Consider the following 24,707-nt stretch of genomic DNA (forward strand, 5'->3'; position numbering starts at 1 on the left):
AGTCAGCCCTTTGGATAAAGAGGTGAGGAGCAATGAACGGGCGTGTAACGGCCGCTAACGGCCGATCTGAAGGACGGCCATCCAGGCAGATTAATGTCGTGCTCCGCAGCGCGGAACCTCCACTCATCAGCAGTGCGGTTCCAGAACGCGAACCGGCCCCTTCGCCAAACCCTGTTTCCCAGCACAGTCTATTCCAGGAAATACAGAAAGAGCTGGATCAACTGGTAGGTCTTGAACAAATCAAAGACCTGGTATTTGAAATCTATGCTTTGCTTCAAGTGGCCCAGATGCGTTCGGAAGCAGGCTTATTAAGCGGCGGTCATGTGTACCATATGATTTTTAAAGGAAATCCCGGAACAGGGAAAACAACAGTCGCCCGTATCGTGGCAAAGCTGTTTCAGAAGATGGGCGTGCTTAATAAGGGTCATCTGGTCGAAGTGGAACGGGCGGATCTCGTAGGTGAATATATCGGTCACACGGCACAAAAGACCAGAGAGCTGGTTAAAAAAGCGCTTGGAGGGATCCTGTTCATCGACGAGGCTTACAGTTTGGCGCGCGGCGGCGAGAAGGATTTTGGCAAGGAAGCGATCGATACGCTGGTCAAGGCGATGGAGGATCATAAAAACCAGTTCATTCTTATTCTGGCAGGCTACAGTGATGAGATTGATTTTTTTATGGATTCGAATCCCGGCCTGTATTCCCGTTTTCCGATCCAGATGGACTTCCCGGATTACAATCTGGATCAATTGATACAGATTTCGGAGCTGATGGCGAAGGAGAGGGATTATATCTTGATGCCACAGTCGCTGAGCAAGCTCAAGGAACACCTGCAGATGGAGAAGGATCACGGACTGCACGCCTTTAGTAATGCGCGTTATGTACGGAATGTCATCGAGAAATCGATAAGGAATCAATCGGTTCGGCTGCTGAATCAGTACGTAACCGGTAATCCCGGCAAGCTGGAGCTTATGACCCTGCGGCCGGAGGACTTTAAGTTAAACGGAAAAATACAATGATTTTAAGCTTGTCTTCGAACATAATGAAGGGGTAGCGCTGCTTTCTTTGGATCATAATGTTTATTGCGGGCAGCAGCGGTTAGTTAAATTAGGAGACGTAATGTTAGAAGGAGTTGGCTATATGACAAATATAACGCATGATACCCGGACAGAGATCGAAGATAAAGCCGTTTTGGTCAGTTTGGTGACGGATGCGGTTAAACGCTCGGGAATAAACCCGGAACACTCGCTCCAGGAGTTGGTTCAGCTTGCTGAAACCGCAGGAGTGGAGGTGCTGGATGTCATTACGCAGAATCGCGAAGTTCCGGATTCCAAGTGGTTTATCGGCAAAGGAAAGGTCGAAGAGCTGCGCATGGCAATTGAAGGCTTGGGCGCAACAACGGCCATATTTGATCAGGAATTATCCGGTGCGCAAGTTCGGAATCTGGAAGAAACGCTCGATGTAAAAATTATCGACCGGACTCAATTGATACTGGATATTTTCGCTCAGCGGGCGAAGACCCGTGAGGGGATTATCCAGGTGGAATTAGCGCAGCTTACTTATTTGCTCCCGCGGTTGTCGGGACATGGCAAGAACCTGTCCAGGCTAGGAGCAGGGATCGGGACACGCGGACCGGGGGAGAGCAAGCTTGAAACCGACCGCAGGCATATTCGGGACAGAATCAGCGACCTAAAGCGGCAGCTGGATGAAGTCACCCGGCACCGGACGCTCCATCGGGAGCGCCGGAAGAAGAGCGGGGCCGTGCAGGTTGCTCTCGTCGGTTATACCAATGCCGGGAAGTCGACATTGTTGAACCGTTTAACGGCAGCAGACGTATATATTGAAAATCAATTGTTTGCTACGCTGGATCCCACTTCGCGCGTGCTGGAGCTTCCGAGCGGCAAAGAAGTCGTCCTTACGGATACCGTAGGATTTATCCAGAACCTTCCTCATGATCTGGTAGCGGCGTTCCGTGCGACGCTGGAAGAAGCCAACGAAGCCGATCTGATCCTTCATGTGGTAGATGCTTCTTCGCCTATGCGGGACGAACAGATGGCTGTCGTTCAATCCATCCTCCAGGATCTGGGGGCAGCGGATAAACCGCAGATCGTTCTGTTTAACAAAAAGGATGCTTGTGAGCCGGGCCAGCTGGAAATGCTGCCGACGGGGGATGGACAATTAAAGATCAGCGCGTATGAGGATCAGGATTTGGAAACGGTACGCGAAGCGATTCAGGACCAGCTGTCCGGAGGGAACGTGACGTTCCGGATTCCGGCTGACCGCGGAGATCTGAATTCGGTTGTATACCGTGTCGGAGATGTACTGGAGCAGTCTTTTGATGAGAATGATATCCTCTATGAGGTTCGGATCAATAAAGCGGATTATGAGAAAATGGGTTATTTGCTCCATGATTACGTTCAGAATGGATCTTAGTCATAGGTAGGAAATGCAATATAAGCCCCTGTACAGGGGCTTATATTGCGTGTTCAGGGCGGCTCGAGGTGGATGAGTTCTATGCAACAAAAATATATGTTAAGATGTGAGACATCATGTGTATAAGAGGAGAGAGCAGTTAGTCATGGCAAGATTTTCGCAAGATATACTCGAATTGAGCAGTGAGATTGAGTCCAAAATCGGTCAGCGTATACGGGAGATCGACGCTATTGTTGATTTTAATCAGTGGAAGGTAATCGATGCTTTCCAGAAGTTTCAGGTGAGTGATTTTCATTTTGCGGCTTCCACCGGGTATGCATACAATGATCGCGGCCGTGAAGTGCTGGATGAAGTCTATGCGGACGTATTTGGAGCCGAATCTGCCCTGGTAAGGCCGCATTTTGCTTCCGGTACCCATACGATCTCAACAGCACTCTTTGGTGTGTTAAGGCCTGGAGATGAGCTGTTGTATATTTCGGGCCGTCCCTATGACACCCTCCATAAAGTGATTGGCGAACCCGGGGACGGCACCGGGTCCCTTCGAGATTTCGGAATCGGTTATCAGGAGGTTGCGCTAACCGAACAAGGGGAGATTGATTGGGAGCGGGTAGAGAGGGCCATCACGCCTTCAACTAAGGTGATCGGTATCCAGCGTTCCCGAGGTTATGATTGGCGTTCTTCGTTCACGGTATCGCAGATTGGTGACATGGTCAGCCGGATCAGGTCTATACGCAAGGGTTTGATCGTTTTCGTTGATAACTGTTACGGCGAGTTTACGGAGCGATTGGAGCCGACGGAGGTGGGCGTTGACCTGATGGCAGGTTCGCTTATCAAAAACCCTGGCGGCGGCATTGCTGAAACCGGCGGCTACATATGCGGTAAAGCAGCCTATGTCGATAAGGCGGCCTATCGGCTGACTGCTCCCGGCATCGGACGAGAAGTGGGGGCTATGCTGGGAACGACCAGAGGGATCTATCAGGGATTATTCCTGGCACCATCCACGGTTGGACAAGCGGTTAAGGGCAGCATTTATGCTGCCGCGATGTTTGAGGCGGTAGGATTCACAACCAAGCCGGGCTGGCAGGATGAGCGAACCGATTTGATTCAGGCTGTATCGTTTACCGGTGCGGATCATCTGATCGCTTTTGTTCAAGGGATTCAGCAGGCCGCGGCGGTCGATAGTCATGTGGTGCCTGAACCTTGGGATATGCCTGGGTATGAACATCCCGTAATCATGGCGGCAGGTACGTTCATTCAGGGAGGAAGCCTCGAATTATCAGCGGACGCGCCGATCCGATCACCTTATATCGGTTATATGCAAGGCGGCTTAACCTACTCCCATGTTAAATATGGTGTGCTTATGGCCCTCCAAAGCATGAAAGATCGTAAATTGTTGTGAGTTATCCTTACATGCGGTTGACGTGGTTGATCAGGAAATGTACAATAGGATCAGAATAGACCACTTGGAAGGTTGATGAGATATGGGTGATGAGATTCGGAGGAATATGGCGTTATTTCCGATAGGCATTGTTATGAAGCTTACGGATCTATCTGCCAGACAAATTCGCTATTATGAGCAGCATAACTTAATTGTCCCAGCCCGTACGTCGGGCAACCAACGCCTGTTTTCCTTCAATGATGTGGAGCGACTGCTAGAGATTAAGGCTTTGATTGAAAAAGGTGTTAATATCGCCGGCATTAAGCAAGTAATGAACCCTGTCACGAAGGAGTCAGAAGAGGCTACCGTCATTACTCCTGATACCGAGAACAGACGCCGTGAGATGTCTGAGTCCCAGTTGCGACGTTTGCTGAAGCAGGAATTGATTACCGCTAAAAGACCGGGTCAGGTTTCATTGATTCAAGGGGAATTATCCCGGTTTTTTAATAAATAAGGATTGCCATGCTGTAATTCATCATTCAATCTAGTTTTTATTTAAAAAGGAGAGGATAAAGTGAGTTATACCAGAGAGGACATTCTACGCATTGCCAAAGAAGAAAATGTTCGATTTATCCGCTTGCAATTTACAGATTTGCTTGGAACGATTAAAAACGTTGAAATTCCTGTCAGCCAGCTGCCTAAAGCGCTTGATAATAAAATGATGTTCGACGGTTCATCCATCGAAGGTTATGTACGGATCGAAGAATCCGATATGTACCTGTACCCGGACCTGGATACCTTCATGATTTTCCCTTGGGTATCCGAGGATCGCGTTGCGCGTCTGATCTGTGATGTCTACATGCCTGACGGCACACAGTTTGCAGGAGATCCGCGCGGCATTCTGAAGAGAGCGCTGAAAGAAGCCGAAGAGATGGGCTTCACTTCCATGAATGTCGGTCCGGAGCCTGAATTCTTCCTGTTCAAAACCGATGAAAAAGGCAACCCGACCATGGAGCTCAATGACCAAGGTGGATACTTTGACCTCGCGCCTACGGATCTTGGCGAGAACTGCCGCCGCGATATCGTATTGACACTGGAAGAGATGGGCTTCGAAATCGAAGCTTCTCACCATGAGGTTGCTCCCGGCCAGCACGAAATCGATTTCAAATATGCAGATGCGATTAAAGCAGCTGACCAGATTCAAACATTTAAATTGGTAGTGAAGACGATCGCTCGTCAGCATGGACTGATTGCAACATTTATGCCAAAACCGCTATTCGGTGTGAACGGCTCCGGCATGCACTGTAACCAATCGCTCTTCAAAGGCGGAGAGAACGCGTTTGTCGACGAGAGTGATGAGCTTGGCTTGAGCGTAACGGCTCGGCACTATATGGCGGGTATTCTTAAGCATGCACGCGCGTTTGCCGCGATCACGAACCCAACGGTTAACTCGTACAAGCGTCTCGTGCCTGGTTACGAAGCACCTTGCTACGTTGCATGGTCTGCAAGTAACCGCAGTCCGATGATTCGTATTCCTGCGTCCCGTGGTCTCAGCACGCGCATCGAAGTGCGTAACCCGGATCCGGCGGCTAACCCGTATCTGGCTCTGGCTGTCATGCTGAAAGCAGGCTTGGACGGCGTTAAGCGCGAGCTGTCGCTCCCGGCTCCAATTGACCGTAACATCTACGTGATGACGGAAGAAGAGCGCATTGAGGAAGGCATCCCTAGCTTGCCTGCAAACCTGAAGGAAGCACTCAACGAGTTGATCCGCAGCGAAGTCATCTCCGATGCACTCGGTGATCATGCGTTGGCTCACTTCTATGAGCTGAAAGAAATCGAATGGGACATGTACCGCACGCAAGTTCACCAATGGGAACGCGATCAGTACATTACGATGTATTAATAGAGGAATCCCTTGCGCCGTAAGGCGTGAGGGGTTTTTGTTTTTGGGGGCAGATGGTGGTGGAATGATAGTTATTCTTGTTTCACCCCCAAAATGCCCCTATTTTAGAATGGGTAGCTCATTAATAATAGTAATCATTTTGACTTATGGTTATGGAGAATCGTTCATAGAATGCAACTACTACAGAATCACCCTCTATAAGGGGAGATTCTTTTTTTTGTTTTTTTCGGAAGAGGGGAACCTTTGCTGACCTCCATGACTCTAATTAGATGAGGTGAATCGGTTGGAACTGGAATACTTGAAGCAGATGACGGTGATGGACACACAGACACTGGATAAAATCATGAGCTTGTACGGAAATGATATCTGGAATTACGCTTATTTTCTGACCAAACAGCAAGCACTGGCAGACGATATTGCTCAAGATGTGTTTATTAAAGCTTATTTTGGCATACATACATTTCGCGGTCAGGCGTCGTTAAAAACGTGGCTGCTCACGATCACACGACATACCGCGTTCCGGTACAAACAGGCTTTTTTCTTTCGGAAAGTGACCCTTAAGGACAGACTGCACATCGATGCGTCAAGTCGGTCCGCGGAACTGGAGTATCTGGACGGGCAGTACACGGATGAAATATGGGCCATGATTATGACTTTACCCAGGAAGTTTAGGGAGGTGCTCATCTTGGACCTTTACTATGAGATGTCAATCAATCAGATTGCGGAGTTCCTTAACCTAGCGGCGGGTACCGTAAAATCCAGACTGTATCGGGCAAGGAAAAAAGTGCAGAACCTGTTAAAGGAGAATGGAGATGAATGAGGATAAACCAGACTGGTATTCCCGGGTTTCAAAGGGACCTTTTCCAAATGATAAATTTACGGCTGAAATGAAAAAAAACGTCCAGATGTCCGTGATCCGTGACGAAGGTAGGCCTAAGCGCCGAAAGTATCTACAAGTTGGCTTTACAGGCGTGCTGCTGCTTCTGGTTATGTTACTTGCCATACAGCTGCCTTTTGACGTTGAGGAACAACAGAGAGCTGGGGATGTACCACCACATAACGAGGAGACAATTCGGGCGCAAGGCTTTACAGATCAGGGAAGGCTCAGTGTGGTTGCTGTGGAAAAGGAAAAAATCACGACACTGGGAGCTCCTAGCTGCTTCGGTATCGAAACGGACCAATCGTTTACCGGAAACTACATCGTACGATATAGCTATAATGAAGTTACGGATGAAGTAACCACGCTGGATGATCTTACTTTTATTCAGCCAACTTCTGCAGCTGTCCATATGGTTCGATTGCCGTTTCAGGATGCGGATGTATTTATACTTGCACCGCAATATCAGGACTGTCATGCCATACAGATCTACGCATTCGCCGTGGAGCATGATACGGGCAAGGCTGTGCAGCTCAGGTTTCAAGATGAATTAACGGTGTCCTATACTTCCTATTACAGACCAGGTACTGCACCCATGGTGAAAGACAATAAGCTTGTTCTGCAGTCCACGGAGGGACCGGGTGGGGAAGGCTCGCCGGATTATAAACCTACACGGATGTATCGGCTGGATCTTAAACAAGGCATTATGGAGCATACAAACTAGCTATGATCAAGTTTCGTGATCTGTATAGAAAAAGCAAGAGGTTACCATCCAATTAAGGGAGGTAACCTCTTATTCATAGATCTATGAGATTAGTGGACATCCCGGAAGAGTCCGATTACTTTACCGAGAATCGTAACATGGTTCAGGCGCAGTGGCTCGTAGGTAGGATTCTCCGGTTGCAATCTTACATGATCCTTCTCCTTATAGAAGGTCTTTACAGTTGCTTCGTCTTCTTCTGTCATCGCTACTACAATGTCGCCATTGTCTGCAGTTTGCTGCTGGCGCACAATGACATAGTCACCGCTGTGAATGCCAGCTTCGATCATACTGTCACCGACAACCGACAACATGAAAACCTTATCGTCTCCTACATAATGCTGCGGGAGCGGGAAATAATCTTCAATGTTCTCCATGGCTGTAATAGGAACACCTGCAGTGACTTTACCAACAACAGGCACTCTGGCAATGGTGTGGGTAAACAGATTCGCGCTATCGGACTCTTCTTGGCCAAGCAGCTCGATTGCTCTTGGTTTCGTAGGGTCACGGCGAATTAGGCCTTTCTTCTCCAAACGGTCAAGATGTCCATGGACCGTTGAACTGGAAGCTAGTCCGACAGCCTCTCCGATTTCCCGGACAGAAGGCGGGTAACCCTTGCTACGAACTTCGTTGCGGATAAACTCTAAGATCGCCAGCTGGCGGCTGGATATTTTCGACATGCCGTATCAACCCCATTTAGTAACGTTTGGGAAAATTATAACATAGAACTTCCGTTCGTACAAACATAAGTTCTAAATAAAAATAGAACAAATGTTCTTTTGGGTATTGAATCAAACAAGTGTTCGTGTTAATATAAATCCATAAGAGAACACTTGTTTGGGAGATGATGATTCCATGTTGAAATACAGTACATACCGCAGCATTTATGAGAACGTTCCAGTGCAAACGATGAAGTCCCCGGAGACTTGGATCCACCAATTAAAGTCCAGAATGGCATCCATTCCTTTTATAAAGCTTTTATTCATCCTGTTGATCGTAGCTTCTTTTTGGACAGGGGCATACTCTGTTTTTGCCGGGGGGATGGACAAGCCTACTGGGGAGAAGCAGGTTATTGTTCAATATGGTGATAGTTTGTGGCGGATTGCTTCCCTTCATAAACCGGCAGATATGGATACACGAGTATATCTGGATAGCATCCGAAGAATGAACGGATTGAAAGGTCCGGATATACAGGCCGGAGAGGTGTTGTCTTTACCAGTCTGGTAATGGGATGATACTACGAGAGGCTCTTTCCTTATATATGTCTCAACTTCTCGCTTCATATTTGTAGTCTTGCCTGACGATGTGATTTCACGCAGTATAAGCGTGTTTATAATAGACGAGTATTGATTTCTTAACAATGAGGAACCCATATATAGGCATCATATGTTCATATTTGTTCTTAATAAGAGTTTGTAAGGGCGCTGTTGCCTTGACAAGCTCTTTTTCACATGTTTAAGTTATACATGATATCGGAATTGGAGGAGAAGTCATGGACATCGATACTTTGGTTGAACGCATCAATGTACTAGCAAGAAAACAGAAGAGTGAGGGATTGACCGCGGAAGAGCTCAAAGAACGGGCTGAGCTTCGGGAAATATACCTTAACAATATTCGCAGTAACTTTAGACAACAGCTGGAATCGATCGAATGGGTTGATGAAAATGAACAAAAAGGCGGCCCGCGATTAAAGCATTAGTCGATGAACTGGCATCTGGATCTACAACAGTGGATTCAGAGACCAGATAGAAGGATAGAATTATAATACTTGGGGTGCCGATTATTCGTGGGAATCGAATACGGTGACCCCAAGTTTATATGAATTGGTAATATTTTGAAATTGAGTCCAGGGGGAACCATATGTCACGATCATGGGAAAGAAAAGTCAACAAAAATATGTCACAGCTCAACAAGCAGCGTAAGAAGCAGGGGCTGACCTCGTACCAAGGCTCTGCCGTTAATGATAAGCATGACGTGTTTAAAGGGCGTAAGTATGTACTTCCGTTAGTGCTTGTTGCATTGGCTGGTTTGTATGCGCTTCTCGGAACGGCGACGTCACAGGCAGCCGGCGGAAGCAATGACGTGTTGAATTGGGTTGGTGTCAGCTTGTATATTCTGTTGGCGCTTATGATTTTCTTACGCAAGCCTTACCTGAAGATTGAGCGTGCTTCCGTATCCACGATGAAGTTCAATCGGGAACGTCGTTTGGCTGTATCCGATATCGAGAAAATCAAATTGGCTTCGGGCTCTGTTGTGATTCAAGGCAAGGGAAAAGCAGGCAACTGGGTATTCTCGCGCATGATGAATTTTTATGATACGAAAGCGATGGGCGAAAGATTGGAAGAGTTCGCAAAGACTCATCAAATTCCAGTGGAGCATAATTAACAAATAGATCACAGTGTATATGAGGAGTGGGAGAGACATGCCGATAGCTGCGGTTTTGTTGGATTTGGACGATACGTTGTTGTGGGATGAACGTAGTGTGGAAGAAGCGTTTGAAGTGACTTGCCAGGCCGGAGCGGACGAGACCGGCGTTGATGCCAAAGCACTGTTGGCCGCAGTACGGGAAGAAGCGAGAGCATTATATGAATCCTATGATACCTTTGCTTTTACCAAAATGATCGGAATTAACCCTTTTGAAGGCTTGTGGGCTAATTTTACGGCTGGATCACAGCCTGAATTCAGACAGCTGCAGGAGCTGGCACCCGTATACCGCAAGGAATCATGGCGGCGCGGACTTCAGCGCCTGGGCGTTGATAATGAAACCTTGGCCCAGACGTTGGCCGAACAATTCGCTGCTGAACGCAGAACAAGACCATACGTATATGAAGAAACGTTTGAAGTTCTGAAGGAACTGCAGGGGAATGTAAAGCTGCTGCTTCTTACGAACGGAAGCCCGGATCTGCAGCAGGAGAAGCTGGACGGTGTTCCAGAACTGGTTCCTTATTTTGATCATATCATCATATCTGGCGATTTTGGCAGAGGAAAGCCGGATGTTTCCATCTTCCAGCATGCACTCGACTTGTTAGGTGTCGAGGCGGATCAAGCCGTGATGGTAGGAGATAAGCTGACCACAGACATTAAAGGCGGAAATGCGGCTGGACTGCATACCGTTTGGATCAATCGGGTAAACCGACCACATGATCCTTCCATTCAACCGAAGTTTGAGATCAAACATTTATCGGAGCTGCATGCCATCATAGCATCCCTATAAACCATGCAATAAAAAGCCTACACCCTTGGTATTCGATTGTACATAGGAACAGCCATAACTGCGGAATTCTGCGGTTATCGGCTGTTTTTTGTTGGTTATACGATCGGACTTCAACCTTGCAGCTGGCTATGATAAACGTCACACAATTGTAAGCTGCATGAGATAGAAGTAACAGAATAATGAGATATAATGGAATAGGTAACTTAACGAGGTTTGGAAATGACCATTACGTGAATGAACCAATACATAACCCTATTGTGTAAAAGAGGTGTAGAGCATGAACCGAAAAAAAATGGCGCTAATTGCAGCTATGGTGCTGATGGCAGTTGCGCTTGCCGCATGCAATGACAGCAAGGCAGAATCCGGTGACGATGTGATGGCCGAACCCATCATCGTCGAGCTGTCACTGACACCGGAGAGCATTAAGGCTGGCGAGAAGGTATTGATCGAAGCGAAGGTAACGCAAGCCGGAAGTCCGGTGGAAGATGCGAACGCTGTGGAATTTGAAGTCACGCTGGAAGGCGGCGGCGTTCAGGCGAAGGTCCCGGTTAAGCATGATCAAGGCGGGGTATACAAAATGGAGAAAACCTTCGATGAGGCAGGAACCTATCGGATTGTTTCACATGTCACGGCGAGAGGACAACATTCCATGCCGTTAAAGGAACTGAAGGTAGCAGAGTAACGCATCGTTAATAAATAAGGCAGCGCATGATCCGGGAAGCGGATTGTTGCGCTGCCTTATTCCATTTTCCTATTCAATCAGCTTCCATGGGCCCTAAGGCTTATTGGAATTGAGGATCTTCTACCGGTGTGGCTACCCACCCGTTCTCCTCAATGAAAAGACGAACGGCGATGATTTGCTTGTTCTCCATCAATGTGAAGAAGTGAGGCGTGTTTTCCGGTACGGAAATGACATCGCCTGGCTCAAGCTCTACATTAAAGTAACCGACATCGTCGGAGCCCTTAATAATGAAGATTCCTTTACCGCCGACAATCGCACGGATTTCGTCTTCCGAGTGGGTGTGAACCTCTTCGAATTTTTTCAGCAGGTCCTCTATATTAGGCGTGGACTCGGATAGTGTGATGACATCCCAGATTTTGTAGCCGCGTCTTGCAGCCAAGTCACGAATTTCTTCATCAAAGATGTCCAAAATGCGCTTCTTATCGTCATCACTCAGCTTGAAATTTTCTTGAAGCGCTGCCGGGAGTTTTTCCATATTCCAGTGCTCGTAAACAACCTCTTGGTTATTCAGGAATTCCCGAACATTCTCTTCCCCAGTAATGCGTTCGTTCGTATTGCGAATCACAATCTCTGCCATAGCTTTAACCCTCTTTCTCCCGTTGGATTAATATGTATTATAGCCCCCCTCACAGCATTTGTCATCTGCAAATGTGGATTTGTACCCATTGCAACGCAATATTTCGGCTTTTCTATTGAAAAATATTCTGATACACTAAGATTTAACGTTTTCGGGGGAGGTTTACGAGTTGAACAAGCCTAGCTTACAAGAAGTACTTAAAGAACGAATATTAATTCTTGATGGTGCCATGGGCACGATGATCCAGCAGGAGGACCTCTCAGCTGAAGATTTTGGCGGTCCGGACCTTGATGGCTGTAATGAAATGCTGGTCATTCATCGGCCGGATGTCATTCAGAAAATACATGAACAATATCTTGAAGCAGGTGCCGACCTGATTGAAACCAATACGTTTGGCGCAACCTCGGTTGTGCTTGCTGAATACGATATACCTGAACTTGCCCGAGAAATTAACCTGAAAGCGGCTCATTTGGCCCGTGCAGCGGTTGAAAAATATTCCACGCCGGACAGCCCGCGTTATGTGGTCGGAGCGATGGGGCCAACAACGAAGACGCTTTCGGTTACCGGCGGTGTGACCTTTGCCGAATTGATCGAGAGCTACGAGGAGCAAGCCGTTGCCTTGATTGAAGGCGGCGTTGATGCGCTTTTGCTCGAAACATCGCAGGATACATTAAACGTGAAAGCCGGGAGCATTGGGATCCGCCAAGCGTTTGATAAAACGGGCGTCACGCTCCCAATCATGATATCCGGAACGATCGAGCCGATGGGCACGACGCTGGCCGGACAAAATATTGAAGCTTTCTATATTTCATTAGAACATCTGAATCCCGTATCCATTGGCCTAAACTGTGCGACTGGCCCGGAATTCATGCGTGACCATATTCGCTCCTTATCCGAAATGTCCAGAAGCGCGATCAGCTGTTATCCTAACGCGGGTCTCCCGGACGAGAATGGGCAGTACCATGAATCTCCTGAATCGTTGGCTCAAAAGATGGGGGCTTTTGCTGAAAAAGGCTGGCTTAACATTGCCGGCGGTTGCTGTGGGACAACACCGGACCATATTCGCGCATTAAAACAAACGATGGATGGCTTCTCCCCACGACCGCTGGATGGTGGACATTTGCCGGCATTATCCGGTATCGAGCCGGTATATATCGAGCAGGAAAACCGACCGTATATGGTAGGGGAGAGAACGAATGTTCTGGGCTCCAGAAAGTTTAAGCGTTTAATCGTAGAAGGTAAGTACGAGGAAGCCTCCGAGATCGCCCGTGCACAGGTTAAGAATGGCGCACATGTCATTGATGTGTGCGTACAGGATCCGGATCGTGAAGAATCTGAAGATATGATTAAGTTCCTGGAGCTCGTAGTTAAAAAGGTTAAAGTGCCGCTTATGATCGATACGACGGATCCGGCAGTAATTGACTTGGCGCTGCAATATTCGCAAGGGAAAGCGATTATTAACTCCATTAACCTTGAAGACGGTGAAGAGAAATTTGAGCATGTGATCCCGTTGGTGCATAAATACGGTGCCGCGGTTGTCGTTGGAACTATTGATGAGACCGGTCAGGCAATCCATCGCGATGACAAGCTCAAGGTGGCCCAGCGTTCATATGATCTGTTGGTGAACAAATATGGGGTCTCGCCAGAGGACATTATTTTCGACACACTTGTATTCCCGGTAGGTACGGGGGACGAGCAGTATATCGGATCAGCCAAGGAAACGATTGAAGGCATCCGCATAATTAAAGAAGCCATGCCAAAAGTGCATACCATTCTCGGCATCAGCAACGTTTCCTTTGGATTGCCGGAAGCGGGTCGTGAAGTCTTGAACTCCGTTTATCTGTACGAATGTACGAAGGCCGGATTGGACTACGCGATCGTGAATACGGAGAAGCTGGAGCGTTATGCCTCGATCCCTGAAGAAGAGCGTCGTCTAGCCGAGGACCTGATTTACAGAACCAATGATGAGACGCTGGCGGCTTTTGTCGCGGCTTTCCGGGATAAGAAGGTAGAGAAGAAGGTTAAGGTATCCAACCTGACGCTTGAGGAGCGACTTGCATCCTATGTGGTGGAAGGTTCCAAGGAAGGCCTCATTCCGGATCTAGATGAAGCATTAACCAAATACGGCGCGCTGGAGATCATTAATGGACCTCTGATGGCCGGGATGACCGAGGTTGGACGTTTGTTCAACAACAACGAACTGATTGTCGCGGAGGTGCTGCAAAGCGCCGAAGTGATGAAAGCCTCCGTGGCGTATCTCGAATCCTTTATGGAGAAGAACGAGTCGTCGGTCAAAGGGAAAATCATGCTTGCCACCGTGAAGGGGGACGTGCATGATATCGGTAAAAACCTGGTGGAGATCATCTTATCCAACAATGGTTACCAAATCATTAATTTGGGTATAAAAGTACCACCGGAGCAAATTATCGAGGCATACCGCCGCGAACAGCCCGATGCTATCGGCTTGTCCGGATTGCTCGTGAAGTCAGCCCAACAGATGGTATCCACCGCCCAGGATTTGAAGAACGCGGGCATTAGCGTTCCGATCATGGTAGGCGGGGCGGCTCTAACACGGAAATTCACGAAGACCCGCATTCGTCCCGAGTATGACGGCATGGTGCTTTACGCGAAGGACGCAATGGATGGTCTTGCGTTGGCCAACCAGCTCAGCGATCCGATCGAGCGGACGAGAATCGCCGAAGAGATCAAGGCAGAGCAGGAAGCCGATGCTGCTGCTCCGCAAGTGGTTAAAGTAATGCCAAAGCTGTCAGAAGGACTGCGCTCCAAAATTTCGACCGATGCTCCTGTATATTTACCACCAGATATGGAGCGGCATGTGCTCCGAAATTATCCGATTTCGCATATTCTGCCATATATCAACATGCAGATGCTGTTAGGACATCATTTAGGTCTGAAAGGTTCAGTGGAACAGCTGCTTAAAGCCAAGGATCCCAAGGCGGTATCGCTTAAGGAAACCGTTGATGGCATTCTGGAAGAGGCCGTTCAATCGGGGATCATACAGGCGCATGCGATGTACCGTTTCTTCCCGGCACAGTCTAGAGGAAATGACATTCTCATATACGATCCAAAAGATACAACAAAAGTATTGCATACCTTTACGTTTCCGAGACAGCAGGTTGAGCCGTACCTGTGCTTGGCGGATTTCCTGAAATCCGTAGACAGCGGGGTTATGGATTACGTTGGATTCCTTGTCGTTACGGCCGGTCACGGCGTCGGAAAATTGTCCGGGGAATGGAAGGACAAGGGTGACTATTTGCGCTCCCATGCACTTCAATCGGTCGCGCTGGAAACGGCAGAAGGGCTGGCGGAGCGGATTCACCATATGATGCGGGATACTTGGGGATACCCCGATCCGGCAGACATGACAATGAAACAGCGCTTGGGTGCGAGATACCAAGGCATTCGCGTATCCTTCGGATATCCGGCCTGTCCGGATCTGGAGGATCAGGAACCGTTATTTAAATTGATGCAGCCAGAGGATATCGGCGTTCATCTTACCGAAGGTTTCATGATGGAACCGGAGGCATCGGTATCCGCTATGGTCTTCAGCCACCCGGAGGCTCATTATTTTAACGTAGATAAAGCTTAACATTTGAATACCGGTACAGCCGGTTTGAAATCCTCCGAATGTTTCGGGGGATTTCTCCGGTTTACAACCGAAAGGGGAGAAGAGGGATGGAACTCTATTTTTTAGGGACAAATGCGGGGGTTCCTACGCTGCAGCGTAACGTGACCTCGATTGCACTGCGTTTGCTGGAAGAGCGAAGAAGTCTGTGGCTGTTTGATTGTGGAGAAGGCACGCAGCATCAAATATTGAAATCCCCGCTCAAGCTGTCCAAGCTTGAGAAGGTATTTATTACCCATATGCATGGTGATCATGTGTTCGGTTTGCCAGGTTTGCTGTCCAGCCGAGGTGCTCAAGGGGTAACTTCGCCCCTGACGATATACGGTCCCCCAGGTATAAAGCCCTTCATTGAAACTACGCTGAGCATCAGCCAATCGCGCGTACCCTATACGATGGAGGTCATTGAGCATACCGGAGGCATGTTGTTTGAGGACGATCACTTCCTCGTGGAATCAGCAAAGCTGGATCACAGGGCCGAGAGTTACGGATACCGTATCGTGGAGAAGGATCTTCCCGGCAGTCTGGACCTGAAACGGTTGGCGGATTATGGACTCAAGCCAGGACCGCTTTATGGCAAGCTGAAAAGAGGGGAAAGCGTGGAACTCGGCGACGGACGATGGATTCATGCCTCAGATGTGCTCCTGACACCGAAAAAAGGGAGAGTGGTCACGATTCTCGGGGATACAAGGCCATGCCCTGGGGTGGAGACTCTGGCCAAAGGCGCCGATTTGTTGGTTCATGAAGCCACTTTCATGGAGGATCTGTCTGAACTCGCGCACGAATACTATCATAGTACGGCTAAACAGGCAGCAGAAGCAGCGAAACGGGCTGAAGCAAGATCGTTATTCCTGACTCACTTCAGCTCCCGATATAAGGATATAGAGCATTTGCAGCCGCTGCTCAAGGAAGCGCAGGAGATTTTTGCGAATACACGCTTGGCAGAGGATTTTGGCCTGTACCCCATCCAGCGCAAATCATGAGCTGACACCGCTGTTATTTACAGGGAAATATCGAGTGATTGAGTGAATTATTTTCCGGGAAAGCGCAGGAAATGACAAAGCGGTTTATAATCACTAACCCTTGGACAGTCTTCGATCTCTTTCGACTATTTAGACGCCGGACTGAAGAGCTGTCCACGAACCTTGCAACCGGAAGTAGCCTTCTTTACAATAATACTAACCGGGGTTTCTACGTAAGCAAACATCTGCACAGAGCATGAACCATGGTTATACATATTTATTTTGAAATATGACGATGAGTAACGACACGGCGATGCCGAGAACGCTAATACTTTAATCAATGAATCATTTATGGCGTGAAGGAAAGAAATAAAGAAGGTGCTATCAATTCATGGGAAAACCAAAACCAAAAGGATTGCTGATTGACCTGGATGGAACGCTGTATCATGGCCGTTATCGGATTGAGGGGGCAGACCTTCTCATCGAGCGGCTGAAGGAATTGCAGATTCCATTTCTGTATGTAACGAATAATTCATCACGAACACCGGAGCAAGTGGCGGCGCATCTGATGGAGATGGGAATACCCGCCTTGCCGGAGGAAGTATGCACCTCCTCCCTGGCTGCTGCTAAATATATCGCTGAGGAGTCGCCGGGTGCCAGAGTGGCAATGCTTGGCGAAGAGGGGCTCCGTGAAGCGCTCTTGTCCGCAGGTCTGAACATCGTGGAGCAGTCCCCTGAATATGTCATTCAAGGAATCGACCGCTCGTTCCATTACGAGAAGTTAACCCGTGCCGTTCGCTGGATTCAGGAGGGAGCCGCGTCGATATTGACCAATCCGGACTTGCAGCTTCCATCGGATACCGGCTTGATGCCCGGTGCAGGATCGCTCGGCGCTGCGATCGAAGCTGCTTCCGGAGTGAAACCGACGGTCATCGGAAAGCCGTCCTCGATATTAATGAAATTTGCTTCGGATCGCCTTGGTTTGGCTCCGGAGGACACTTATGTAATCGGAGATAATATACGTACGGATATCGCGGCTGGCGCGCATGCCGGCTGTAAGACGGTGCTCGTTATGACCGGAATCACGACCGATCTTAATATGGAGGCCCATATGGAAGCCACGGGTGTCACACCGGATTTTGTCTGCCGGGATTTAAGTGAAGTGAAAGATCTGCTGTGTTCATAATGAGTGAGAGTGTACATATAAACTTTTGTGATTGACGAAAGGGAAGATGAATGATGCCGGAACTGCCGGAAATGGAAAATTACCGAAGATTGTTATCGCAGAGCATTTTGAATGTGCCGATTACAAATGTCGTCGTGAACCGTGAAAAATCACTGAATGTGACCGTCGATGAGTTTACTTCCGTGTTAAAGGGAAGCAAGGTCATTTTTGTGGAACGTAGAGGCAAGCACCTCATATTCCATTTGCATAACGGAGGCAGACTGCTGCTTCACCTTATGCTGGGCGGCATTTTGTATTTGGGGCATAAAGATGAGGAGCGTCCATCAAGGTCGACCCAGGTCGAGATCACCTTTGGCGATCAGGTGCTGTATTTTATCGGGCTGCGTCTGGGTTACTTGCATTTCCTGACAGCCAGAGAGACGGAAAATGCGCTTAAAGAGCTTGGTCCTGAACTTCTGGATCGGCGAATGACCAAAGCGCGCTTTGTCGAACGGATTGGAAAACGGCGGGGCGCTTTAAAAACTACGCTGGTCAATCAGCAGGTTGTCGCCGGGATCGGCAACTGTTATGCGGATGAGATTGCCTTTGATGCCCGCATTCACCCGCTGTCCAAAATCCAGGATTTATCGGAGCAGTCTTTAGAGCAGTTATACGAGAGTACCGTTAAAGTGATGCGCGAGGCGACGGATGGCGGCGGATATATGGAAATGCCGTTTCAGGAAGGGGATACCCTGACGGGGGCATACAATGACGAGTGCAAGGTGTACGATCGCGAAGGAGAGCCTTGTGTTCGCTGCGGTACGCCGATCGTGAAGATGGAGCATACCTCGCGCAAAGTGTTCTTTTGTCCGAACTGTCAGCATGAAGTCTAAAGTCCGAATTGGGAGCCATGTCAGCACACGGGGCGGATTTCTCGCAGCAGCCCAACATGCAGCCGGGATCGGTTCACTAGCCTATCAGTATTTCCCGAAAAATCCGCGCAGTCTTCACTTAAAGATGCCGGACGTCCCCAATGCCGCCGCCTGCTCCAAGTTTTGTCAGGAACAAGGACTCGTTTCGATCGCGCACACCCCATATCCGACGAATATGGCGGTTGGCTTAACCCGGGGCGAAGCGTTTTACCAGTTGACGGTAGATTCCCTGAAGAATGATCTCATGATTGCCGAGGCTTGCGGATCGCTGGGTATCGTGGTTCATTTTGGGCATCTCAAGAGCCAGGATATCCTTGAAGGGTATCAGAATATTATCCGCTGCATGAATGATGTGTTGTCTTTCTGGACGGGAAGGGCTAAGCTGCTGATCGAGAATCAGGCGGGGGATCATGGATCTATGGGGATGACGCTTGAAGAGAGCGTGAAGGTCAGACAGCTTGCTGATTATCCGGAGAAAATAGGCTTTTGCCTGGATACCTGCCATTTGTTTGCCGCCGGAGGTTGGGATATTTCGAATACGGATGAGCTCCTTGCCAGGGGCAAATCGCTGGGCTATTGGGAATCTACCGTTGCCGTTCATTTGAACGATTCGAAATATGGGGCCGGCTCAAGAAAAGATCGCCACGCCCGCATCGGACAAGGTATGATAGGAACAGAAGCGCTGAAACGTCTGGTTCTGGCACCGGAACTTGCAGGCAAGGCATTTGTCCTGGAAAGTGAAAAAGGGGCTGACGGCACGCATAGGGAAGACATCGCCAAGGTGCTGTCCTGGTCCTGATCAAGGGAGAGAGTAATATGATTCATCTGTATTTAGACGACTGGCGCCCCAATCCGAAAGGATTTGCGCTGGCACGAAGCGGGGAAGAGTGTTTGCTGATGCTCCGTGAATGTGAAGTGGATGTTCTGTCCCTTGACTTTGAATTGGGACATGGCCAAATGAACGGCGGAGACGTGGTTGCAGCCATGATCGCCGAAAATCTGCAGGCCCGAGAAATATATTTGCATACCTCAAGCCCATCTGGCAGAAGAAAAATGTATGAGCTGCTCTATGAGCATATGCCGGAAAGCGTCCGGGTTCACAATGGACCGATGCCGGAATCCGTTCTGCGGGAAGTCGCCCAGGGTTCAAGATGATAGAGGTAACGCAGCGTGAATTGACGGAGAGGCTTGAATGGCACGAGCGCCTGACGAAACGGGATGCGAATGCGGACCCAGTCATCGTATTTTTGCATACGCCATTATGCGGCACATGTGCCGCTGCGCGTAAGATGATCAACATTGTAGAACATGTGGTGCCGGATGTACAGCTGCTCGAAGCCGATGTGAACTTTCTTCCGGACATTGTGGAACGGTATCAAATCCGCAGTGTTCCTGCATTGCTGGCTATTCAGTCGAGTCCCCTCCCCGCACCGGAGGTGCTGTACCGGATGGGTTCCGTGCAGGATATCGTGAGTTTTGTGAGGAGCGTGAAGCCATGATTTCGCTACAGCATTTGTCGCTCGTCAGAGGGAGCCGTCAGATTCTGGATGATGTTAGTATCGAGATGAAGCCGGGACAGAACTGGGCCATCTTGGGCAGGAACGGATCAGGCAAAACGACGCTGCTGGAAATGATGACAGGATATATGTTTCCTTCCAGCGGGCGTGTGGAGGTCCTTGGCCATGTTTACGGACAATGCGACGTTCGTGAGGTCCGCAAATCGATCGGCTATATTAGCCAGTCGTTATTGGAGAAATTGACGCTGAGCGACCCGGTCTGGGAGGTTGTGGCAACAGGGGCTTACGCCTTTCTGCGCTTCTACCAAGACATACCGGAAGAGGCCAGGAACCAGGCCCATGCCCTGTTGAACGAAATGAATTTCGGCCATCTGGCGGAGCAGCCTCTCGGAATATTGTCACAAGGTGAACGTAAAAAGGTAATGCTGGCACGCTCCCTCATGGCCGATCCGAAGATTCTGATTATGGATGAACCGTGTGCGGGCCTGGATTTGTATGAACGGGAGAAGATGCTGCAGGAGATTGACAAGCTGAGGCAGCGCGAGATTACGGTTGTGTATGTCACGCATCATATCGAGGAGATTGTCCCTTTATTTACTCATGTGGCGCTCATGAAAGACGGCCGCTTAACAGGTGCGGGAACAAAAGAAGACGTATTAAACCATGAACTTATCAAACAAACTTATGATATCGACGCTCAGCTGGAATGGGATGGCGGACGTCCCTGGATCAAAGTTATTTCTGGAGGTTAATCCGTTTGGATGAATTAAATGTTATGCAAGAGCTTGAGGAACAGAATCAAAGTCACCGGGATTTTCACAGCAAGTGGGTATGTACGGCAAACCATGGGTTTGCTCCTTACGCCCAAGAAGAGCTGCGCCGGATGTTTGGCAGTATAAAGAGCACGATGATGATACCGGGTGAGGTGTTTTTGGCGACAGTCGGCAGCTCCGAAGATGAGGCGAAGCGGCTGATTACGTCTTCCCCGCCTATTTTTCTGCGGCATTTGTTTCCGGTGCATCTGGAGGTGACAGCCGATACCGCTGACGATGCATTGCATGCTGTCGTTGAGCATGTCATGAAGCGGGAGGAAATCGGCCGCAGCCGTGTATCCATCCAGATCCGAAAGACGGAGAACAGCTCGTGGAAGGAAAACCCCGCGGCCCTTCGGGATGAATTACAGCATCGCTTGGCTGCGCTGGAACTTGAATACACGGTACAGGCACCGGAGTGGATCATTTCACTATTCGCTGCTGACAGTGTCTGGTATGTGGGCGTGTCACGGCCGGAGGACAACCTGTCGGATTGGAACGGAGGCGCCGTCCGCTTTCAGCGGGAAGAGGGACAAATCTCAAGAGCCAAATTCAAGCTCCTTGAGGCGGAGAAGCAGTTCGGAATTCCGTTTGATTCCTTCCGCAAGGCTGTCGATATCGGAGCAGCGCCTGGCGGATGGACCTCCTTTTTATTGGAGCGCGGCCTGCAAGTTACGGCCATTGATCCGGCGAAAATGCACCCATCACTCGATGGTCACAAAAACCTCCGCGTGATTCACAAGAATGCAGCGGACGTATCGTTTAGAGATTCTGAGTTTGACCTGTTGGTGTGTGATATGAGCTGGAGTCCTAAACAAATGGCCAGAATGGTAACCGGGCTGCTGCACAGTCTTCAGACGGGCGGCACTGCTGTCATTACGGTTAAGCTGCTGACTAAGAAACCGATGGCGCTGGTGAAAGAGATCATGTCGGTGTTTGAAGAGTCCAGAATGCAGATTCAGGGAGCAAAGCAGCTGTTCCACAATCGGGACGAGATTACGCTTTATATGATTAAGTATTAAAAAACTCTTTACAAGTCAATGTATCTTGTTCTATAATGATTCCAAAATTAACCAACGACAACGATAGGGAAAGCATCCCGCTATTCATCACGATTCAGTGATGTGGCGGAGTGCTTTCCTTTTTTTGTTGTGTTTGTAAGTCAGGGGAGAGGGCGTTGAAATGAATCAGCCTTGCAGATTTGTACATGGGGAAGTGTTGGGCGAGCGTTACGTGATTGACCGCGTGATCGGTGAAGGGGGCATGAGTTGTGTATATCTGGCCGAGGATCTGAAGCTGCCCGGGAAGAAATGGGCAGTGAAGGAGAGTTTGTCTGAACCCGGTATGCAGCGCACCGTTCAGGACGAGGCACAACTTCTGATTAAACTCAGTCACCCGCGTCTGCCGCGCATTGTCGATTTTTTTCATGCACAGGCTACCGGCTACACCTATTTAGTTATGGATTATATTCAGGGCATGACATTGGAGAAGTACTTTCGGGGATATCGAGGGAATGTGAATCCGGACTTCATCATGGAACTGACGGAGCAACTGCTGGATGTTCTGGAGTATCTCCATAATCACGAACCTCAGGTTGTATTCCGGGATTTAAAGCCATCAAACATTATGCTGACCGATCAGCTGGAGGTTCGACTCATCGATTTTGGAATCGCCAGAAGCTATAAACAAGAGAGTGGGGAGGATACCGTCAAGCTGGGCACGGTTGGATTTGCGGCGCCGGAACAGTACGGAGGTAGGCAAAGCGATGCGAGATCGGACCTGTATGGGCTTGGAGCGCTTCTGCTATATCTCTCAACCGGCGGTAAATTCAGTGAATGGATAACGGGCGTGGAGCGACATATCCGTGGCGATTTGCCAAGAGAACTTGTACCCGTTATTCGAAAGCTGCTGCAATATGCTCCGGAGCATCGATATCAATCCGCGGCAGAAGTTCGTTCAGCGCTCAGTCGGCATCAGTCGATCACTGCGAATATATCAAGTGCTCAGTCCAACACGCTAGCCGGGACGCTTGTGACAGCCGTATTGGGGGCATCATCCGGTGTAGGAACAACCCATAGCTGTATCGCATTCGGGCATTACTTGGCTTCAAGGTACGGGAAGGTAGCGATCGTAGAAATGAGCGCAAAATCCACCGCCTTTACCCGGATTCAGGAAATTGCCGAGGGCGGGAAGCTGGGGTCTATCCGAAAGTTCGAAATCAACGGGATTCACTTTTGGCGGCAAACAGCCAGAACGGAAGTTATTTCGCTGCTCGGGGGCAGTTACGATGCGGTGGTGTTGGATTTGGGAGCATACCGGGACAGCGAACGGCTCGAGGAGTTTCTTCGGGCCGATCTCCCTATCGTTATCGGATCAGGAGCGGAGTGGCGACAGCATGATGTGGTAACGCTGGCCCGGATGCTGTCAAGACATCCTCAGCCGGCCAGGATCTACGCACTGCCTCTTGCTGGGGAAGAAACGATTCAAGAGATGAGAAGAACGCTAGGAACGAATAGAGTTCATTCCTTGCCCCTGCAATTGGACCCGTTTGAATTGCCTGACAGCAGCCGGGAGGCATTTGCACAGTTATTTCTGGATTACCTGCCGCGGGCAGAAAGGAAGCGAAGATTCAGGTTTCTAAAGAATTAACTGCATATGAACTGAAGGAGATGAAGCAATGCCAATTATCAGGAGGCGCAGCCGCAAACTGATATTTGCTGGCTTAGCCGGCGCAGCCGTAACAGGTGCCGTATGTGCCGGCGCAATGTTGTATTATGTGCACGGCTATAAAGAGCAGCAGAGTATAGAGCGTACTAAATACGAGCAGCGAATCAAGGAGCTTGAAGAGACGCAGCTTCAGCAGCTCAATTCAATGAAGGTTGCATGGGTCCCGTTAAAAGATATTCCGCCTGGTCATTTCATCGATGCGAAGGATATTAAGGAAGTGCGTTTGCCTGATGATGGTTCTTCCGGCAATCTGTTCTCGGCCAAGGAAGAGATTGCCGGGAAGGGGGCCAAGATCGAGCTGCTGCAGGGCACACCGATTACCCGCTCGATGCTCTTTGAAGAAGAGCCGACACCGTCTGATCTCCGTCATCGGGAGATGAAGTCCGTATATCTGCCAAGCAATTTACGCCAAGGGGATGTGATCGATGTAAGGGTTCAATTTCCTACCGGACAGGATTACATCATTTTATCCAAGAAGAAGATCGACAAGCTTCAAAATCCGGCGTTCTGGACGACGTTAAGCGAACAGGAGATTTTATTGCTTTCCAGCGCTTTGGTGGATGCTTATCTGCATGATGCAACGCTTTATGCACTCACCTATGTAGAGCCGGAGCTGCAAGATAGAGCGATTCCTAATTATCCTCCGAACGCTGAAGTAACGAAGCTGATTGCAAGTAACCCGAATATTGTGAAGAAAGCTGAGAAGTTTTTCGAGGTTACGCTGCGAAACACGCTGGATGAGGATTTAAAGAAGCTTCAGCCGAATCAGCAGGCTCAGGTATCCGACATGCATCACAACTCCATCTTCGCTAGTGGGGCAAGAAGTCCAGACTCCTGGAGTCCTGCGTCCAATTTAAGCTCCCAAACGAAATCTTCAACGGATACAAAACGGAATACTGCTGACATCCGTCTTGACGACGAGGATCCTACAGAGACTCCGCTCCGTGAAGAGAGGGATTCAGAAGCGGAGCAGATTCTGGGGTCATCCGGACCGCCAGAAGCCGAGGCGGGCAGTGATAAGGAATCAGAAGAAGCGGAGTTGATATTCTCAAGTCCTTAGTAAAGACA

General features: G+C 49.1%; 25 protein-coding genes. 23 read left to right on the forward strand and 2 right to left on the reverse strand.

The annotated features are described in order from the left end of the window. Positions 1–32 precede the first annotated feature (32 nt). The 7 genes from MKY82_RS12495 to MKY82_RS12525 all read left to right on the forward strand — a co-directional run bounded on the left by MKY82_RS12495 (position 33) and on the right by MKY82_RS12525 (position 7,312). Positions 33–1,016, forward strand: a complete 984-nt coding sequence (locus tag MKY82_RS12495) for an AAA family ATPase (RefSeq protein WP_194542049.1) — start codon at positions 33–35, stop codon at positions 1,014–1,016. A 121-nt stretch (positions 1,017–1,137) separates the two neighbouring features. Further along, positions 1,138–2,430, forward strand: a complete 1,293-nt coding sequence (gene hflX, locus MKY82_RS12500; RefSeq protein WP_339296187.1) for a GTPase HflX — start codon at positions 1,138–1,140, stop codon at positions 2,428–2,430. 145 nt (positions 2,431–2,575) lie between these two features. Continuing rightward, positions 2,576–3,829: a methionine gamma-lyase family protein gene (locus MKY82_RS12505; RefSeq protein WP_339296188.1), complete on the forward strand. Its 1,254-nt coding sequence runs from the start codon at positions 2,576–2,578 to the stop codon at positions 3,827–3,829. Positions 3,830–3,911: 82 nt separating this feature from the next. After that, the gene (locus tag MKY82_RS12510; RefSeq protein ID WP_006209652.1) at positions 3,912–4,322 is read left to right on the forward strand and encodes a MerR family transcriptional regulator; all 411 of its coding nucleotides are present in this window, start codon (positions 3,912–3,914) and stop codon (positions 4,320–4,322) included. 60 nt (positions 4,323–4,382) lie between these two features. Then, entirely contained in the window at positions 4,383–5,711 is a 1,329-nt protein-coding gene (gene glnA / locus MKY82_RS12515; protein ID WP_194542052.1) for a type I glutamate--ammonia ligase, read from the forward strand. A 283-nt stretch (positions 5,712–5,994) separates the two neighbouring features. Continuing rightward, a complete protein-coding gene (locus MKY82_RS12520) occupies positions 5,995–6,531 on the forward strand; it encodes a sigma-70 family RNA polymerase sigma factor (RefSeq protein ID WP_339296189.1) in 537 nt (178 codons plus the stop codon). Beyond that, positions 6,524–7,312 carry a hypothetical protein gene (locus MKY82_RS12525; protein WP_339296190.1) on the forward strand — a complete coding sequence of 263 codons (789 nt, stop codon included), beginning with the start codon at positions 6,524–6,526 and terminating at the stop codon, positions 7,310–7,312. The genes MKY82_RS12520 and MKY82_RS12525 overlap by 8 nt, the downstream gene beginning before the upstream one ends. Positions 7,313–7,401: 89 nt before the next feature. Here the strand turns inward: MKY82_RS12525 and lexA are convergent, their stop codons facing one another. Continuing rightward, positions 7,402–8,028, reverse strand: coding sequence for a transcriptional repressor LexA (gene lexA / locus MKY82_RS12530; RefSeq protein WP_006209658.1), 627 nt, complete (start codon positions 8,026–8,028; stop codon positions 7,402–7,404). Between the two features lie 175 nt (positions 8,029–8,203). On the opposite strand from lexA, the gene MKY82_RS12535 reads away from it, so the two are divergent. The 5 genes from MKY82_RS12535 to MKY82_RS12555 all read left to right on the forward strand — a co-directional run bounded on the left by MKY82_RS12535 (position 8,204) and on the right by MKY82_RS12555 (position 11,244). Beyond that, entirely contained in the window at positions 8,204–8,575 is a 372-nt protein-coding gene (locus tag MKY82_RS12535; protein WP_194542055.1) for a LysM peptidoglycan-binding domain-containing protein, read from the forward strand. Between the two features lie 265 nt (positions 8,576–8,840). Then, entirely contained in the window at positions 8,841–9,047 is a 207-nt protein-coding gene (locus MKY82_RS12540) for a DUF896 domain-containing protein (protein ID WP_194542056.1), read from the forward strand. A 161-nt stretch (positions 9,048–9,208) separates the two neighbouring features. Further along, the gene (locus tag MKY82_RS12545; protein WP_339296191.1) at positions 9,209–9,733 is read left to right on the forward strand and encodes a hypothetical protein; all 525 of its coding nucleotides are present in this window, start codon (positions 9,209–9,211) and stop codon (positions 9,731–9,733) included. A 37-nt stretch (positions 9,734–9,770) separates the two neighbouring features. Continuing rightward, positions 9,771–10,562 carry an HAD family hydrolase gene (locus tag MKY82_RS12550; RefSeq protein ID WP_339296192.1) on the forward strand — a complete coding sequence of 264 codons (792 nt, stop codon included), beginning with the start codon at positions 9,771–9,773 and terminating at the stop codon, positions 10,560–10,562. Between the two features lie 277 nt (positions 10,563–10,839). Beyond that, on the forward strand, positions 10,840–11,244 hold the full coding sequence (locus MKY82_RS12555) for a FixH family protein (protein ID WP_339296193.1): 405 nt from the start codon (positions 10,840–10,842) through the stop codon (positions 11,242–11,244). A gap of 100 nt (positions 11,245–11,344) precedes the next feature. Here the strand turns inward: MKY82_RS12555 and MKY82_RS12560 are convergent, their stop codons facing one another. Further along, the gene (locus MKY82_RS12560; protein WP_071218227.1) at positions 11,345–11,881 is read right to left on the reverse strand and encodes a cupin domain-containing protein; all 537 of its coding nucleotides are present in this window, start codon (positions 11,879–11,881) and stop codon (positions 11,345–11,347) included. A gap of 169 nt (positions 11,882–12,050) precedes the next feature. Between MKY82_RS12560 and metH the strand changes: the two genes are divergently transcribed. The 11 genes from metH to MKY82_RS12615 all read left to right on the forward strand — a co-directional run bounded on the left by metH (position 12,051) and on the right by MKY82_RS12615 (position 24,699). Continuing rightward, a complete protein-coding gene (metH, locus tag MKY82_RS12565) occupies positions 12,051–15,491 on the forward strand; it encodes a methionine synthase (protein WP_339296194.1) in 3,441 nt (1,146 codons plus the stop codon). Positions 15,492–15,577: 86 nt separating this feature from the next. Beyond that, on the forward strand, positions 15,578–16,507 hold the full coding sequence (rnz, locus tag MKY82_RS12570) for a ribonuclease Z (RefSeq protein ID WP_220685756.1): 930 nt from the start codon (positions 15,578–15,580) through the stop codon (positions 16,505–16,507). A 370-nt stretch (positions 16,508–16,877) separates the two neighbouring features. Next, positions 16,878–17,672 carry a TIGR01457 family HAD-type hydrolase gene (locus MKY82_RS12575; protein WP_339296195.1) on the forward strand — a complete coding sequence of 265 codons (795 nt, stop codon included), beginning with the start codon at positions 16,878–16,880 and terminating at the stop codon, positions 17,670–17,672. Positions 17,673–17,725: 53 nt separating this feature from the next. After that, entirely contained in the window at positions 17,726–18,544 is an 819-nt protein-coding gene (gene mutM, locus MKY82_RS12580; RefSeq protein ID WP_339296665.1) for a DNA-formamidopyrimidine glycosylase, read from the forward strand. Beyond that, entirely contained in the window at positions 18,534–19,382 is an 849-nt protein-coding gene (locus MKY82_RS12585) for a deoxyribonuclease IV (protein WP_339296196.1), read from the forward strand. Before mutM ends, MKY82_RS12585 begins: the two co-directional genes overlap by 11 nt. Before the next feature lie 17 nt (positions 19,383–19,399). After that, complete coding sequence (locus MKY82_RS12590; RefSeq protein ID WP_194542061.1) at positions 19,400–19,738, forward strand: cyclic-phosphate processing receiver domain-containing protein; 339 nt, start codon at positions 19,400–19,402, stop codon at positions 19,736–19,738. Next, complete coding sequence (locus MKY82_RS12595) at positions 19,735–20,082, forward strand: thioredoxin family protein (protein ID WP_194542062.1); 348 nt, start codon at positions 19,735–19,737, stop codon at positions 20,080–20,082. The genes MKY82_RS12590 and MKY82_RS12595 overlap by 4 nt, the downstream gene beginning before the upstream one ends. Then, entirely contained in the window at positions 20,079–20,852 is a 774-nt protein-coding gene (locus MKY82_RS12600) for an ATP-binding cassette domain-containing protein (RefSeq protein ID WP_220685754.1), read from the forward strand. Before MKY82_RS12595 ends, MKY82_RS12600 begins: the two co-directional genes overlap by 4 nt. Before the next feature lie 5 nt (positions 20,853–20,857). Further along, positions 20,858–21,934, forward strand: a complete 1,077-nt coding sequence (locus MKY82_RS12605) for an SAM-dependent methyltransferase (protein ID WP_339296197.1) — start codon at positions 20,858–20,860, stop codon at positions 21,932–21,934. A gap of 160 nt (positions 21,935–22,094) precedes the next feature. Then, on the forward strand, positions 22,095–23,561 hold the full coding sequence (locus MKY82_RS12610) for a serine/threonine-protein kinase (RefSeq protein ID WP_339296198.1): 1,467 nt from the start codon (positions 22,095–22,097) through the stop codon (positions 23,559–23,561). A gap of 28 nt (positions 23,562–23,589) precedes the next feature. Continuing rightward, positions 23,590–24,699, forward strand: a complete 1,110-nt coding sequence (locus MKY82_RS12615; RefSeq protein ID WP_339296199.1) for an SAF domain-containing protein — start codon at positions 23,590–23,592, stop codon at positions 24,697–24,699. Positions 24,700–24,707: the final 8 nt, after the last annotated feature.

The organism is Paenibacillus sp. FSL W7-1279, from assembly GCF_037969845.1.
GTDB lineage: Bacteria > Bacillota > Bacilli > Paenibacillales > Paenibacillaceae > Paenibacillus_AQ.

Bases quoted from the DNA above. Each gene is read 5' to 3' on its own strand.
- MKY82_RS12495 (WP_194542049.1), top strand. From the start codon at position 33: ATGAACGGGCGTGTAACGGCCGCTAACGGCCGATCTGAAGGACGGCCA.
- hflX (WP_339296187.1), top strand. From the start codon at position 1,138: ATGACAAATATAACGCATGATACCCGGACAGAGATCGAAGATAAAGCC.
- MKY82_RS12505 (WP_339296188.1), top strand. From the start codon at position 2,576: ATGGCAAGATTTTCGCAAGATATACTCGAATTGAGCAGTGAGATTGAG.
- MKY82_RS12510 (WP_006209652.1), top strand. From the start codon at position 3,912: ATGGGTGATGAGATTCGGAGGAATATGGCGTTATTTCCGATAGGCATT.
- MKY82_RS12525 (WP_339296190.1), top strand. From the start codon at position 6,524: ATGAATGAGGATAAACCAGACTGGTATTCCCGGGTTTCAAAGGGACCT.
- lexA (WP_006209658.1), bottom strand. From the start codon at position 8,028: ATGTCGAAAATATCCAGCCGCCAGCTGGCGATCTTAGAGTTTATCCGC.
- MKY82_RS12535 (WP_194542055.1), top strand. From the start codon at position 8,204: ATGTTGAAATACAGTACATACCGCAGCATTTATGAGAACGTTCCAGTG.
- MKY82_RS12540 (WP_194542056.1), top strand. From the start codon at position 8,841: ATGGACATCGATACTTTGGTTGAACGCATCAATGTACTAGCAAGAAAA.
- MKY82_RS12545 (WP_339296191.1), top strand. From the start codon at position 9,209: ATGTCACGATCATGGGAAAGAAAAGTCAACAAAAATATGTCACAGCTC.
- MKY82_RS12550 (WP_339296192.1), top strand. From the start codon at position 9,771: ATGCCGATAGCTGCGGTTTTGTTGGATTTGGACGATACGTTGTTGTGG.
- MKY82_RS12555 (WP_339296193.1), top strand. From the start codon at position 10,840: ATGAACCGAAAAAAAATGGCGCTAATTGCAGCTATGGTGCTGATGGCA.
- MKY82_RS12560 (WP_071218227.1), bottom strand. From the start codon at position 11,881: ATGGCAGAGATTGTGATTCGCAATACGAACGAACGCATTACTGGGGAA.
- rnz (WP_220685756.1), top strand. From the start codon at position 15,578: ATGGAACTCTATTTTTTAGGGACAAATGCGGGGGTTCCTACGCTGCAG.
- MKY82_RS12575 (WP_339296195.1), top strand. From the start codon at position 16,878: ATGGGAAAACCAAAACCAAAAGGATTGCTGATTGACCTGGATGGAACG.
- mutM (WP_339296665.1), top strand. From the start codon at position 17,726: ATGCCGGAACTGCCGGAAATGGAAAATTACCGAAGATTGTTATCGCAG.
- MKY82_RS12585 (WP_339296196.1), top strand. From the start codon at position 18,534: ATGAAGTCTAAAGTCCGAATTGGGAGCCATGTCAGCACACGGGGCGGA.
- MKY82_RS12590 (WP_194542061.1), top strand. From the start codon at position 19,400: ATGATTCATCTGTATTTAGACGACTGGCGCCCCAATCCGAAAGGATTT.
- MKY82_RS12595 (WP_194542062.1), top strand. From the start codon at position 19,735: ATGATAGAGGTAACGCAGCGTGAATTGACGGAGAGGCTTGAATGGCAC.
- MKY82_RS12600 (WP_220685754.1), top strand. From the start codon at position 20,079: ATGATTTCGCTACAGCATTTGTCGCTCGTCAGAGGGAGCCGTCAGATT.
- MKY82_RS12610 (WP_339296198.1), top strand. From the start codon at position 22,095: ATGAATCAGCCTTGCAGATTTGTACATGGGGAAGTGTTGGGCGAGCGT.
- MKY82_RS12615 (WP_339296199.1), top strand. From the start codon at position 23,590: ATGCCAATTATCAGGAGGCGCAGCCGCAAACTGATATTTGCTGGCTTA.